12 protein-coding genes and 1 pseudogene are annotated in these 14086 nt (G+C 35.1%); all 13 read left to right on the top strand.

Translation table 11 applies throughout. The features are described from left to right. Positions 1-128: 128 nt before the first annotated feature. The 13 genes and pseudogenes from EKG35_RS18705 to EKG35_RS18645 all read left to right on the top strand — a co-directional run bounded on the left by EKG35_RS18705 (position 129) and on the right by EKG35_RS18645 (position 13713). Entirely contained in the window at positions 129-1169 is a 1041-nt protein-coding gene (locus tag EKG35_RS18705) for an NAD(P)-dependent alcohol dehydrogenase (protein ID WP_126296057.1), read from the top strand. Between the two features lie 535 nt (positions 1170-1704). Further along, positions 1705-2079, top strand: coding sequence for a peptidylprolyl isomerase (locus EKG35_RS18695; RefSeq protein WP_126296056.1), 375 nt, complete (start codon positions 1705-1707; stop codon positions 2077-2079). 103 nt (positions 2080-2182) lie between these two features. Further along, a complete protein-coding gene (locus EKG35_RS21080) occupies positions 2183-2350 on the top strand; it encodes a hypothetical protein (RefSeq protein ID WP_185807821.1) in 168 nt (55 codons plus the stop codon). A gap of 224 nt (positions 2351-2574) precedes the next feature. After that, positions 2575-3210 (top strand): TetR/AcrR family transcriptional regulator, encoded by a 636-nt coding sequence (locus EKG35_RS18690; protein WP_246020488.1) that lies wholly within the window; start codon positions 2575-2577, stop codon positions 3208-3210. A 66-nt stretch (positions 3211-3276) separates the two neighbouring features. Beyond that, positions 3277-4638, top strand: a pseudogene (locus EKG35_RS18685) (MFS transporter). Positions 4639-4868: 230 nt separating this feature from the next. Beyond that, positions 4869-5252 (top strand): VOC family protein, encoded by a 384-nt coding sequence (locus tag EKG35_RS18680; protein ID WP_126296055.1) that lies wholly within the window; start codon positions 4869-4871, stop codon positions 5250-5252. Positions 5253-5743: 491 nt separating this feature from the next. Continuing rightward, on the top strand, positions 5744-6064 hold the full coding sequence (locus EKG35_RS18675) for a metal-sensitive transcriptional regulator (protein WP_126296054.1): 321 nt from the start codon (positions 5744-5746) through the stop codon (positions 6062-6064). A 74-nt stretch (positions 6065-6138) separates the two neighbouring features. Next, positions 6139-6345, top strand: a complete 207-nt coding sequence (gene copZ / locus EKG35_RS18670; protein WP_126296053.1) for a copper chaperone CopZ — start codon at positions 6139-6141, stop codon at positions 6343-6345. A 75-nt stretch (positions 6346-6420) separates the two neighbouring features. Next, on the top strand, positions 6421-8847 hold the full coding sequence (locus tag EKG35_RS18665) for a heavy metal translocating P-type ATPase (protein WP_126296052.1): 2427 nt from the start codon (positions 6421-6423) through the stop codon (positions 8845-8847). A gap of 97 nt (positions 8848-8944) precedes the next feature. Beyond that, the gene (locus tag EKG35_RS18660; RefSeq protein WP_126296051.1) at positions 8945-9568 is read left to right on the top strand and encodes a nitrite reductase; all 624 of its coding nucleotides are present in this window, start codon (positions 8945-8947) and stop codon (positions 9566-9568) included. Positions 9569-9715: 147 nt separating this feature from the next. After that, positions 9716-11149, top strand: a complete 1434-nt coding sequence (locus EKG35_RS18655) for an MFS transporter (protein WP_126296050.1) — start codon at positions 9716-9718, stop codon at positions 11147-11149. 438 nt (positions 11150-11587) lie between these two features. Beyond that, positions 11588-13018, top strand: coding sequence for a MocR-like pyridoxine biosynthesis transcription factor PdxR (gene pdxR, locus EKG35_RS18650; protein ID WP_126296049.1), 1431 nt, complete (start codon positions 11588-11590; stop codon positions 13016-13018). A gap of 251 nt (positions 13019-13269) precedes the next feature. Continuing rightward, complete coding sequence (locus EKG35_RS18645; protein WP_126296048.1) at positions 13270-13713, top strand: YfmQ family protein; 444 nt, start codon at positions 13270-13272, stop codon at positions 13711-13713. Positions 13714-14086 lie beyond the last annotated feature (373 nt).

Below are 14086 nucleotides of genomic sequence, written 5' to 3'. Positions count from 1 at the left end.
TCCTCAAACTGTAAATGAATTGAAGTATTGTAAAATACTAAAATATTATTCTTTAAAAAATATTTTTTCTATTAGATAAAACGGGTCAAACCGTTGATATATCAACATTTATAGAGGGAGGTTATTTTATGATAACTGCTAAGGCACGAGCTGTAGACGGTCCAGATAAGCCGTTTCGACCAGCTGAAATTAAACGGCGCGATCTTGATTCCCATGACGTTCTTATTGAAATTAAATATGCTGGGATATGTCATTCTGATATCCATACTGCTCATGGCGAGTGGGGTCCAGTAAACTACCCGCTTGTTCCCGGACATGAGATTGCAGGGGTTGTTACTGCTATAGGACCTAATGTAACTAAATATAAAGTAGGTGACCGAGTAGGGGTAGGGTGTATGGTTGATTCCTGCGGCGAATGTGAGAATTGTCGTAAAGGAGAAGAACAGTATTGTCTTAATGGAAAAATTGACACCTACGCTGCAGTTGATAAATATGGCGAACCTACTCAAGGTGGCTATTCTACTCATATTGTTGTAACAGAGGATTTCGTACTTAGAATTCCAGATAATATAGAGCTTGACGTTGCAGCACCATTACTTTGCGCTGGTATTACTACATATTCACCATTAAATCATTGGAATGCTGGCCCTGGTAAGAAAATAGCGGTTATTGGTTTGGGTGGTCTTGGACATATGGCTGTCCAAATTGCACATGCCATGGGTGCTGAAGTAACTGTTCTTTCACAAACATTGAACAAAAAAGAGGACGGCTTAAAACTTGGCGCAGATAATTATTTCGCCACAAGTGACTTAGAAACATTCGAAAAACTTGCTGGAACTTTCGACTTAATTATTAATACTGTAAGTGCAAAAATTAACCTTGATGCATATTTAGGACTACTGACTCTTGATGGCACATTGGTAAATGTCGGGGCACCAGCAGAACCATTATCACTAAGCGTGATGAATTTAATCGGTCATCGCCGCTCATTTGCAGGTTCAATGATTGGTGGAATCCGTGAGACTCAAGAAATGTTGGATTTCTGTGCAGAACATAACATTGTTCCTAAAATTGAAGTCATTTCGGCCGACCAAATTGACGAAGCCTACGAACGAGTATTAGCTTCAGATGTAAAGTATCGATTTGTAATTGACATAAGTACAATGTAAGTTAAGTAAATAGTAATTTTTCAAGGATGAAAGCTCTACTTTAGGGGCATCTATTTTATTTTTGGAATAATACTAAAATATAAATTATACCCTTGCATTAGAGTTTGCTATAGGTTTTGAGTTTAATAAGAATGGTGATGTTTTCATGGAACTCTAATTTTACAGAAAAATTCATATGATAGGTGTACTTCTAAAGACCCTACTACACTAGCTGGAAAAATACTAAGAATGAATTTGGATAGCTCCATCTCAAATGATAATCCATTTCTGAGAACAAAAGACTTACATTATGTCCTTTGTATATAATCATTGTACTACTGGATGGTATTGATTTAACGGTCTATTTTGTTGAATTATTTAACTAAGGGCTTAGTTGAGTTCAATTCTAGAGGGAAGATTGTGCTCTTTTTTGATCGGGCTAGTTTTTTGATTAATCAACAAAATACTATTTATATTTTTCGTTAAAAATTTGCATAATATGGAACTTTTATTTACTTCAACCGTATTAGAGTTAAGGTTAGAAGGAGTGAATGTATTGAAGAAAATACTTGTATCAGTAATTTTAGTTTTAATGATTTTATCAGCTTGTAATTCATCAACATTAAGTTTTAGTGAAATTGAAAATGTACCTAATAATGTGCAAGAAAAAATTAATTCCGATTTAAATCTTCAATTAATCAATGATGGTGAAAAAGGTAAATATATAATTTTTCACTCAAGAGGCGATATAGAAAGAACTGATGTTAAAACAGAAGGGGATAAGGTAACAATAAATTTTGATGTATCAAATTCACAGGATGATGTTGAAAAGCAATATACATATTATTTAACAACAGATCCAGAACTTGATGTAATAACAGTTCTAGTTAATGGTGAAGAAATGCCTTTTGAAGTTGTAACAAGTCTATAAGTAACTCCGAATGTTTTATTATATTATAAATGAATCAATTTTAGAGCATCATTCTATAAATGAGACAGTCCTCTAGATGCCTATAAATGATGAGGTGGTATAAATGAAAGGTTGGATATATGGTTTATATGCAGTAATATTAGCGATAGTTTCTATATTTACAGGAGAAATAGTAACATTTATTATGCTTGGATTTATTTTAATAAGCCTTCTAAATATTCATTCTACTTTAAAGGAGATATTAAAAGTTAATAAGGAGAAAATTGACTAGCTGTAGCTTTTTTGCAGTATTTATCTACCATAACTACGGAGCTTTAGCAAGATAATTAATTAACAGACATTTAACAATCGGGCGCAATTCCAAAGGGGAAATTGCGTTTTTTCTTTATGTATCGGATCATTTTCTTGAATTACACGCAACAAAAAAATTGTAACTTCGTGTAAAATTTAATCATCATTTACCAGTTGACAAAAAAATGTAAAAAGAATATATTAATGTCAGTAAGTACTGACAATCCTTTGGGGGGTAAATTATTAATTATGGCTTCAAATCGTAAACAAGAGACAAGTGAAAAAATTATAACAGTAGCAATCGATCTTTTTTCTAAAAATGGATATAACGGAGTTACAACAGAGGAAATTGCAAAGGAAGCCGGTTTTAGTGAAAAAACGCTTTTTCGACATTTTCAAAGCAAACAAAATTTATTGGAAAAAGCCATCGATCGATACCATTATGGCGAGGAAATGCGTTCTATTTTTGAAAGTAAGCTCGTCTGGAATTTGAAAGACGATCTAGATTTAATTAGCCAAAATTACCATAGAATTATGCATCAAAACAGAAAGCTCCTTAAAATGCTTATGAAAATAGGAGAGAATGTGCCTGGTTTGCACCAATATTCTCACAGGCATCCAGAGTTATTGAAGGAGTTTTTAACAAACTATTTTGAAGAGATGAAAAATCGAAAAAAAATTATCCCGATTGATGCGGAAAAAATGGCTATTACTTTTCTTTACATGAATTTTGGATTTGCCCATGCAAGGATGAACGGTGATTCCGCCTTTGTGGAAGGGGAGTTTGAAAAGCTTCTAAATGATAGTGTGGCATTATTTACTAGAGGATTAACCCTCTAGTATGTTTTTATCCTTAAATGTCAGTCAGTACAGACGTTCATTTTACAAAAAAAGGAGAAATCGAGAATGAATCAAGTGTTAAAAAAACAAGGAAATGAAAAATTATTGATTATCATGATGCTTACTGTAACCCTTTCATCCATGAGTATATTGCTTTTCAACTTTGTTCTACCACAAATAAGCAAAGAATTTCAGCTTACTAATTCACAGGTAAGCTGGGTTACTTCAGCATACACACTTTTATATGGGATTGGTACGGCAATTTACGGAAAACTTGCAGATCGATATAAGCTTAAAAACTTATTAATTTTTGGTTTATTACTCTTTGCAATTGCATCATTACTAGGCTTCTTTTCTAATTCTTACTGGGTATTATTAGTGGCAAGATGTTTACAAGCGACAGGTGCAGCTACAATTCCAGCTACAGCTACTCTAGTCCCAATCCGATATTTCCCTCTTGAAAAAAGAGGAACAGCAATGGGGACTGTGTTTATTGGTACTGCTCTTGGCAGTGCGCTTGGGCCAATTGTTTCTTCGTTAGTTGTTAGTGTTGTAGACTGGCGATGGTTATTTTGCATCCCCTTATTACTTCTTTTGACATTGCCGTTTTATTTAAAGTACTTAGGCGATGAGGAAGGTACAAATACAAGTATTGATTGGTTGGGAGGTGGACTGTTAGCTCTAAGCGTTGCCCAAATTTTATTAGGTGTAACAAATAATGCGATGTGGTTTATTGGTGGAATCGTTGCACTCGTTCTATTTATATATCGCATTCGTTTAGCAAAGTATCCTTTTATTCAACCTGAGTTATTTAAAAATAAAACTTATATTTCTTATTTAATATTGGCGTTCTTTGTAACTTGAATTGGTTATTCATTATTCTTTTTAACTCCTTTGTTTTTAGCAGATGTTCAAAATCTCCCGGTTAATTTGATAGGGGTGGCAATGGTACCGGCCGCAGCAACAACCGCTTTATTAAATAGGCAAGGTGGAAAGATAGCAGATTTAAAGGGTACATCAACGTTATTCATTACTGCATCAGGATTATTAATTGTTTGTTTCTTTTTACTTTCTACATTTATCTATTCAAATGCTGTACTGATTGCACTATTTCTAGTAATAGGAAATGTAGGCCAATCATTTATGATGATCGTCATGTCAAAATCGGTTTCATTAACATTACCTAGTGAACATTCAGGAGTGGGTATGGGGTTATTAATGATGCAGAACTTTATTGCAGGTTCTATCGCAGTTGGCATATATGGGAAGACTGTAGATATAGTAGTAAATAGTTCGTGGAATCCATTTAACCAGCTTTCAATTGGTGCTACATTCAGTAACATTTTCTTTGTATTGTTTATCTTACATGTAATTATTTTGTTTGTTTATACTCTTAGTAAAGGTTTGTATAAAAAGCCTTTAAACTAATGAGGATGATAAGTTATTTATGGTGCAAAATTCTGCTTGTAAAATACTAGCATTTGAAATGTAGGCCGAAAAGTAGGGAAACAATAAGTAGATGGAGTTACTTTTGTATCGATCGGTAAAAATAATATTATAAAAATAAAATTTGCACTGAAAGAGCGGTTGTATGTACTTACATCCAAAATGCTAAGGCAGCATCATACATCGAATATATCAAAGGAGATGGAAACAATATGAAAATCATTATTACTAGTATATTTGTACAAGATCAAGAAAAGGCATTAAAGTTTTATTCAGAAACGTTGGGCTTTGTTAAAAAGCACGACGTTCCTTCTGGTGAATTTAGGTGGATTACGCTTGTTTCTCCTGAGAGGCAAGAAGGTACAGAGCTTTTACTCGAACCAAATCAACATCCAGCTGCTAAAGAGTATCAAAAGAAATTATATGAAGACGGCATACCAGTAACTATGTTTGGTGTGGAGGATATTCAAAAAGAATACGAAAGGTTACTGAATCTAGGCGTGAAGTTTATAATGGAGCCGACAAAAATGGGTGAAAACACAATAGCTATCTTCGACGATACGTGCGGAAACTTTATTCAAATAATTCAGCAATAATTTCATAACATAGTTAAGTAGCACTAAATGGCATTATCGGCAAGTTCTAAGTGGGGTAAAAATACCGAAAATAAAATAACTTATTGTTAACCCTATCCACTGTTTGGATGGGGTTATAAATTTTCAAGGGTCTAAAATTAAAGCTGTTGTTATTATTCTAAAGCATGGTATTGTGAAAACTAAAACCCGCAACACTTCATTATGATTTGGTCATTAATATAACAAAGTTTGTTCTAACATAATTAACCTTGGTAGAGTGCAATCACTACAAGCCAAGATTTCTTGCATATTGAATTTATGTTGTTTATTTGGCGCTCTTTTACAAGAAGAATAAAATTGTAAAAATTGCTGATTCTAAAATAAGATTCAAATAAAAATACGTAAAGAAGGTTGAAGATTTAGAAAGTCCCTATCCTAAAAAATTTAAATTTTTCACTTTACATACCACACAGGGGTATGGTAGTATGTGATCAAGATAGGAGGTTGAACTTATGGATGAAGTAGCTTTCCATGTAGAGGATGGTTCGTCTTGTCGAAAAAGTCATCATCCAGAACGTGTAAAAAAGGATTTAACTACTCGATTAAATCGTATAGAAGGTCAAATCCGAGGCATTAAAGGCATGATTGAAAAAGATGTATACTGTGATGATGTAATTACACAGCTTTCTGCCACACAATCTGCATTAAATAGTGTTGCTAAAATTCTTTTAGAAGGTCACTTAAAGGGTTGTGTCGTAGATCGTCTTTCAGAAGGTGATGATGCTGTACTTGATGAATTAATAGTTACGATCCAAAAATTAATGAAAAAGTAAATTTTTTTAGATCAAATATACCCCGGTAGTGTATTTTTATCAAAAATAATAAGGTATGAAAAGGAGAAATTACGATGCAAAATGTAACTTTAAACGTACAAGGGATGTCTTGTGGACATTGTGTAAAAGCTATAGAAGGAAGCGTTGGTGAATTAGAAGGGGTTAACCAAGTAAACGTAAAATTAGACGAAGCTTTAGTTGATGTTTCTTTCGATGAATCTCAAGTAACCCTGGATAAAATTAAGGAAACAATTGTAGATCAAGGATATGATGTAGAATAAGAGTGCTTCAATAGCACTCTCTCATTTTCATTAATATATACCCCATCTAGGTATAAAGGAGAGGTGGAAAAGATTATGAGTACAGAAGCTAGTAAAGTAAAAGAAGCGAGTATTCAAATCACAGGAATGACTTGTGCAGCATGCGCGACACGCATTGAAAAAGGATTAAATAAAATGGATGGTGTCGAACAGGTATCTGTCAATTTAGCTCTAGAAAAATCATCGATTAAATATGACCCGTCAAAATTGAGTGAAGCAGATTTTGAAAAGAAAATCGAGGCACTTGGCTATGGTGTCGTGAAACAAAAAGCAGAGTTTGATATTACAGGAATGACTTGCGCCGCATATGCAACGCGCATTGAAAAAGGATTAAATAACTTGGATGGTGTTGCAAGTGCAAACGTCAATTTAGCACTTGAAAAAGCAACGATTGAATTTAATCCTTCGGAAGTAACAATTGCAGATATCATTGCTAAGGTTGAAAAACTTGGTTACGGTGCACATCAAAAACAAGAGGATAAAGAACAGGTAGACCACCGTGAAAAGCACATTAAAGATCAACAACGTAAATTTATACTTTCGGCGATTTTATCACTGCCATTATTATGGACGATGGTCGGTCACTTTTCATTTACATCGTTCTTATATGTACCAAATTTCTTAATGAACCCATGGATACAACTGATTTTGGCAACACCGGTACAATTTATAATCGGGAAACAGTTTTATGTAGGCGCTTATAAAGCACTTCGTAATGGCAGTGCCAATATGGATGTCCTTGTTGTCATGGGTACTTCAGCGGCATATTTTTATAGTGTCTATCAAGCGATTGTTACGGCTGGAACACACCACGGTCCACACTTATATTTTGAAACAAGTGCGGTACTAATTACACTAATCCTCTTAGGGAAATTATTTGAAGCAAAAGCAAAAGGGCGTTCATCAGAAGCGATAAAAAAATTAATGGGGCTTCAAGCTAAAACAGCCATTGTTGTACGTGATGGAGTTGAAAAAGAAGTTCCGTTAGAAGAAGTCGTAATCGGTGACACAATTTTAGTGAAACCTGGTGAAAAAATTCCAGTTGATGGTGAGGTATTAGAAGGAACAACTGCTGTTGACGAATCAATGTTAACAGGTGAAAGTTTACCAGTAGATAAAAAGAGTGGTGACGTATTATACGGCTCAACGATTAACAAAAATGGCTTCATTAAAATGACAGCAACAAAAGTTGGACGTGACACAGCATTAGCTCAAATCATTAAAGTAGTGGAGGATGCCCAAGGTTCAAAAGCACCAATCCAACGTCTAGCCGACCACATTTCAGGTATTTTTGTACCAATTGTTGTGGGGATTGCCTTACTTACTTTCCTAGTTTGGATTATATGGGTTCAACCAGGTGAATTTACGCCTGCACTTGAAGTGTTAATCGCAGTACTTGTTATTGCTTGCCCATGTGCGCTTGGTTTAGCGACACCAACTTCTATTATGGCAGGTTCAGGCCGCGCAGCAGAATTTGGTATTTTGTTCAAAGGCGGCGAGCATCTAGAGCAAACACAAAGCATTGACACAGTAGTAGTCGATAAAACAGGCACTATTACACACGGTAAACCAGTATTAACAGACGTTTTAGTAGCACAAGGTCAAGATGAAGAGAAATTTTTATCATTGATTGGAGCAGCGGAAAAACAATCTGAGCACCCATTAGCACAAGCAATCGTTCAAGGTATTCAAGAAAAAGGTATTGAACTTGGCAACATTCAATTTTTTGAAGCAATTCCAGGTTTCGGTGTGCAAGCGACGATTTCAGGTCAAGGAGTTGTCATTGGTACACGTAAACTGATGCAACAATATGGTATTGATATTACATCAGTGCTTCCAGTAATGGAGGAATTGGAGAAAAACGGCAAAACAGCAATGCTAGCTGGAATTAACGGCCAGTATGCTGGTCTAGTTGCTGTAGCAGATACAATTAAAGAAACCTCTCGTGAAGCTGTACGCCGATTACAAGAAATGGGCATCAAAGTAATCATGATGACAGGTGATAATAAACGTACAGCACAAGCAATTTGTAATGAGGTAGGCGTTGATGCAGTTGTTGCAGAGGTGCTTCCAGAGGGGAAAGCAATAGAGGTGAAAAAACTACAACAGCAGGGCAAAAAAGTGGCAATGGTCGGTGATGGTATTAATGATGCACCTGCACTAGCTACAGCTGATATTGGGATGGCCATTGGTACAGGTACAGATGTTGCAATGGAAGCTGCAGATATTACACTCATTCGAGGAGATTTAAATAGTATTGCCGATGCGATTTTAATGAGTCGCAAAACGATGAAAAATATTAAGCAAAACTTATTCTGGGCATTTGCCTACAATACTATAGGGATTCCAATTGCCGCAGCAGGTTTCCTTGCACCTTGGGTTGCTGGTGCAGCAATGGCGTTTAGCTCCGTGTCAGTCGTTTTAAACGCCTTACGTTTACAAAGAGTGAAATTAAAAAAATAAAATGTTGATATCACTTGTTACTATATTAGTACCTAGAATTATTTCGCAAGTTATATACCCTACCGTTGTATGGTAGTTGATTAAAGGGGAAATTTATATGAAAGATAGTGGCAATAAAATTAAGATTGCCATAAATGGGGGAATAGGGTACGGAGCAAAACTCAACTCCAAACAACTTATGACAATCTCCAAATATATGAACGATGACGAGGAACTAGAGTTAACTACATTCCAACAACTCTATATTGAAATCCCAAAAGATAAAAAGGAAGCTATTTTAGAAGAATTTCAACGTGTTGGATTAGCATGTTATCCAGTTGGAAACTTCGTAAAGAGCTTGAGAACATGTAATTTTTGCAAAGGGGAAGAAGAGGAAGGAATGCCAGTAGCAAAAGAGTTAAATCGCCGAATTGCAGGAAAGGCAGTGCCATTTACTATAAAAGCTGCCTATACAGGTTGTCCCATTGGCTGCGGTGAACCTATGTTAAGCGATATAGGTATTATGAAAATTAGAGACCATTACAATTTATATGTTGGTGGAAAAGCCAAAGGGAAGGACGCCGAGGTTGGTACTCTATTGATGGAGAATTTAACGCCAGAAGAATTGTATGAAACAGTTGAAAAGATTATCGATGTCTATTCCGAAATGGGGAAAAAGCGGGAGACATTCCATAAGTTTTTAAAGAGAATTGGTAGAGATCAATTAATGGGCAATCAATAAATTAAATTCCATTTCTTAATTATGATTAAGTAGTTAAATCAAGAAAATTGAGATACCATTTATCATTGCTTTTATGACAGTATTACATGAATTAATCAACATTCAAAAAAAGAATAAGTAAATAAAAAAACTGGAGAAGATTCCTTTATGTCAAAACATTCACATATGATGACGCAACCAAATCCGAAGCGCTGGAAAGCACTAGCGTTGTTGTGCTTTGCAAATTTCCTTGTAATGATGGATAGTGCTATTATCCAGGTTGCCTTGCCGTCTATCAAAGATACTCTAGGATATACGGAGGCAAACTTACAATGGGTAATGAACGCCTTTCTTATTTTGTTTGGAGGGTTATTGCTTTTAGGAGGAAGATTATCGGATTTATTCGGCCACAGAAGAATTTTTATGTGGGGGGTTTCAATCTTAACCGTATCATCTTTATTTGCTGGTTTAGCTTGGAATGAAGTGTCGCTTAATGTAGCGCGAGCAGTGCAAGGAGCAGGTTCCGCGTTGATAGCACCAGCTGCACTTTCCATTATTATGATTTTGTTTAGTGCAGATAAGAAAGAAATGGGAAAGGCACTTGCATTTTGGGGTCTTTCCGGAGCAGCGGGTGGTTCGCTTGGTATTGTTCTTGGCGGTATCCTTACACAATTACTTAGCTGGAGATGGACGCTACTATTCTATGTCCCAGTTGGTATACTAGTCTTGATATTGTCGCCAAAACTCCTGCAGAAAGGCACAAAGAAAAAAGGCAAAATTGATTATGCGGGTGCAATTTCTGTTACAGCATCATTAATTATGATTGTGTATGGGATTGTAACTGCAGAGCGAAATGGCTGGCAAGCACTCTCTACTATATTACCTTTAACAATCGGAGCCATTTTGTTCATCATTTTTATCCTTATTCAATTATTTAGAAAAGAACCACTGATGCCACTTGGTATTTTAAAGACACCAAACTTAGCAGCAGGTAATGTTTCACTTATCTTCTTATCAGCATCTTGGTTTCCACTTATTTATTTTCTTATTCTATATTTACAGCAGGTTCTAAAATTTGAACCTTTTATGGCCGCAATGGGTATGTTACCGGCTCCAATTCTAATGGCCATATTTATGGTTGTTCTTGCAGAAAGAGTAATGGCGAGAATTGGTATGAAAGTTACGATGGCCATCGGATTTGTTTTACTTGGTATTTCCGGGCTCTTATTTTCTGGAAATACGGTTGACGGGAAATATTGGAGTGATGTGTTCATCGCTTTACTATTGGCTGCTCTCGGTAATGCGCTTGCCTATCTTCCCGCAACCACTGCAGCAGTATCGGAGGTTAAGTCAGAAGAATCTGGACTTGCTTCTGGCTTATATAATACAACATATCAGGTTGGCTCGGCAGTCGGTTTAGCTATGTTAGTATCCATTGCTGCTGCAACTGCCGCTGCAAGTACAGAAATTCCATTAATCGCTCTAAACGAAGGCTATCAGCGTGCATTTTTCTGGGGTGGAGTAGTTGCATTTGTAGGTGCAATCTTGGCAATTCTGTTTATACGCTTACCAAAGCAAGATAGGCAAACAGCTCAAAGATAAAGTTTTTAATATTCCCTATTGTTTACAAATATATGGGAAAATGGTAAAAATGAAGTACGGCAAATACATGATATATAAAGTAGTTTTTGCCATTCCTTAGTATCAGTACTATGCGTAAACTGTATAACTTTTTTACGACAAACGAGCGTAAGTCCAGTAGGAAAATTGCGCTCGTTTTCGCATCATATAGATTTTTAGATTAAACTCTATAAATTATCGTAAAATTTTACATATATAAGTCTATACAATATGGGTTTTTGTAAAGAAGAATCTTTGCTCTAAAGATTTTGATCTTGTAAAAAGGTATAGGGAAGGAGCTTAAATAAAAAGGTGGATGGTTAAAATAATGAGTGATTGGATGGTTTCTAATGAATAGATTTAACTTAAAATATGATTATTTAAAATGATCTGCTAAGTAAATGAAAAGGACTGTTATAGGTGGATTGGAGACCAGACCGAAAAGCAAAAAAAGCTATATATAAACAACTTGCCGAGTATATTGAAAATGGAATAGCAGATGGTACTTTTCCATCCGATAAACCATTACCATCTGAAAGGTATTTAGCGAAGGAGCTGAACTTGAACAGAAGTACTGTAGTTGCAGCTTATGACGAATTGGAAGCAAATGGACTTATTCAAAGAAATAGAGGAAGCGGGACTACAATCAGTAAAGATATATGGGGTATTGCCAAGAAACGTATTCCGAGTTGGAATCGGTATATCGAGGCAGGGTCTTTTTTGCCAAATCTACCAGTTACGCAAAGAATTAGAAAAGAAGCGGTTGAACATAAGCTAATTAATTTAGCTAGCGGTGAATTGTCGGAAGATCTTTTTCCAGTGAAATTTTTAAGAGAAATTACTTCGACACGAAGTTTTATTGGAAGCCTAGGGTATGATCACCCACAAGGTAGTGCTATATTAAGAAATACTCTTACAAAACATGTAAAAAAGTATCGAGGGATTGAAACTAAATCTTCTTCAATTCTTATTACATCTGGAGCACAACAAGCGCTGCACCTAGTCGTACAGTGTTTGTTAAAAGCTGGAGATGCAGTTGCAATTGAAGATCCTTCATATAATTATAATCTTCCAATTTTTCAATCAGCTGGCTTAAAGATTTATTATTTGCCTGTCGGTAAAGATGGTATAAATCCTGATGATTTACTGTCATTATATAAGAAACATCGGATAAGAATGATTTTTTTAAATCCTTCTTACCATAACCCTACAGGCACTTTAATGAACGAAAAAAAACGGAAGGCAATTTTAGAGATTTCCTCCGAATATGGAATTCCTGTAGTAGAAGACGATCCCTATAGTTTAATATCTTTTACTGGTGACAAAATCCCTACACTAAAATCAATAGATATGAATGGAAATGTGTTATATATTAGCTCCTTGTCTAAAATTGTCGCCTCAGGGTTAAGAATTGGTTGGATTATTGGGCCAACATCAGTAATCGAAAGATTATCTGATGCAAAGCAACAAATTGACTTTGGTCATTCCAGCTTTACACAATGGATTGCCAATGATTTTTTGGAATCTGAAAATTTTCAGTTTCATATTAAAGGATTGGCAAAACAATTAGAAAAACGGAGAAATCAAATTGTAGCAAGCCTTAACTTTTATTTAAAGGATGAGGTGGAATTTTCTATTCCACAAGGTGGCATTCATATTTGGGTCAAGTTAAAAAAAGATTGTAATGAGATGCAATTGCTTGAGGAATCCATTAAAAGGGGTGTAATCTACGTTCCTGGTTCAACAATGGGATCTAAAAAAGGGTATGCTCGCTTCACTTTCGCTAGGGAAGATGAAAAATCAATTGATGAAGGCATTAAACGCTTTTCAGAGGCCCTTCATTTTCTTTAAGTAACAATGATATTTCCGAATTGTAAAGGGATCATTAGTTGTTCATGATTCCTTTTCTTTTTATAGTAAATGGATGGTCAAAAAAGTATAGAATTGGATGGGCATAAAAAATTAAGAATCTTTATGATGGATATGTAGATAATGTAATACATGATTCTTGTTTAACAGTTTTAATTTTTTCTTTCTATTGATACTTAATAGTTTATGTAGTTAAATAAGACAACCAGAAATTACACAAGGAGTTGATATATATGACGTGGACAGCTGTTCTTCTAATTGTAGGTGGGATCCTTCTAAAATTGTTAACGAGTCCTCCAAGTGCAGTTGTAGGATGGGTTGTAAGTAGATTTGCGCTTCACCCAAAACTAGATTCAAAATACGCTACTATAACATTTAACGGAAAGCAATTAGACGAGGAAGAAAAAAATAAACTGATTAACAATTTCAATGAAGCGTTATTTTTAGAGAGATATCATATATTTCCAGGCAATGAAGAAATTTTTCTACACCCAGAGACGAATGTAATTCCATTTGTTATCAACGTAAAACGAAGAAAAAAAGAAGTAAATTTCTTTGTTTACAGTCACGATGACCATGTGGATGTAGTTAAGCAGCGGAAGAAGAAAATTGCTTCTTATAGTCTGAGTTCTGAGTATTTACAAGAGTTTTCTATTACAAATAGCATAAAGGTATAAAAGAAAATGCTCTATAAAGCTATTTAAGGGATTTCGATAAAAAGAATCCGCGGTTCAAAAAAGAGAAATACTTTGAAAAAAGTAATACTAAGTTATATTGATTATGAGGTTTTAACAAACTCTAACGGATTCGTTAATATATGTGGATTTAAGAATAGTAATTATTAAAGTAAGAGTGCATTCCGGAGTGAAAATGCACTCTTCTTTTTGTATTAGTCTATTTTCTGGATGTAAAGGAGCCAGTTTATTAAATGGGCTCTATAATATTTGTTGGGGTTTGAAAAAATTTCATAAATAAAAAAGCACGTAATCACCGATTTCTATATACTTGAATTGTCTAGAAACAAGCAATGAAAGGTGATACGTGCAAATG

It is taken from the genome of Lysinibacillus telephonicus (assembly GCF_003966145.1).
Classification (GTDB): domain Bacteria; phylum Bacillota; class Bacilli; order Bacillales_A; family Planococcaceae; genus Ureibacillus; species Ureibacillus telephonicus.
Note: the sequence above shows the minus strand (reverse complement) of the source record. Positions and strands in the feature narration are given on the sequence as shown.

Bases quoted from the DNA above. Each gene is read 5' to 3' on its own strand.
- EKG35_RS18665 (WP_126296052.1), top strand. From the start codon at position 6,421: ATGAGTACAGAAGCTAGTAAAGTAAAAGAAGCGAGTATTCAAATCACA.
- EKG35_RS21080 (WP_185807821.1), top strand. From the start codon at position 2,183: ATGAAAGGTTGGATATATGGTTTATATGCAGTAATATTAGCGATAGTT.
- EKG35_RS18655 (WP_126296050.1), top strand. From the start codon at position 9,716: ATGTCAAAACATTCACATATGATGACGCAACCAAATCCGAAGCGCTGG.
- EKG35_RS18680 (WP_126296055.1), top strand. From the start codon at position 4,869: ATGAAAATCATTATTACTAGTATATTTGTACAAGATCAAGAAAAGGCA.
- EKG35_RS18690 (WP_246020488.1), top strand. From the start codon at position 2,575: ATGTCAGTAAGTACTGACAATCCTTTGGGGGGTAAATTATTAATTATG.
- EKG35_RS18705 (WP_126296057.1), top strand. From the start codon at position 129: ATGATAACTGCTAAGGCACGAGCTGTAGACGGTCCAGATAAGCCGTTT.
- EKG35_RS18645 (WP_126296048.1), top strand. From the start codon at position 13,270: ATGACGTGGACAGCTGTTCTTCTAATTGTAGGTGGGATCCTTCTAAAA.
- copZ (WP_126296053.1), top strand. From the start codon at position 6,139: ATGCAAAATGTAACTTTAAACGTACAAGGGATGTCTTGTGGACATTGT.
- EKG35_RS18675 (WP_126296054.1), top strand. From the start codon at position 5,744: ATGGATGAAGTAGCTTTCCATGTAGAGGATGGTTCGTCTTGTCGAAAA.
- EKG35_RS18660 (WP_126296051.1), top strand. From the start codon at position 8,945: ATGAAAGATAGTGGCAATAAAATTAAGATTGCCATAAATGGGGGAATA.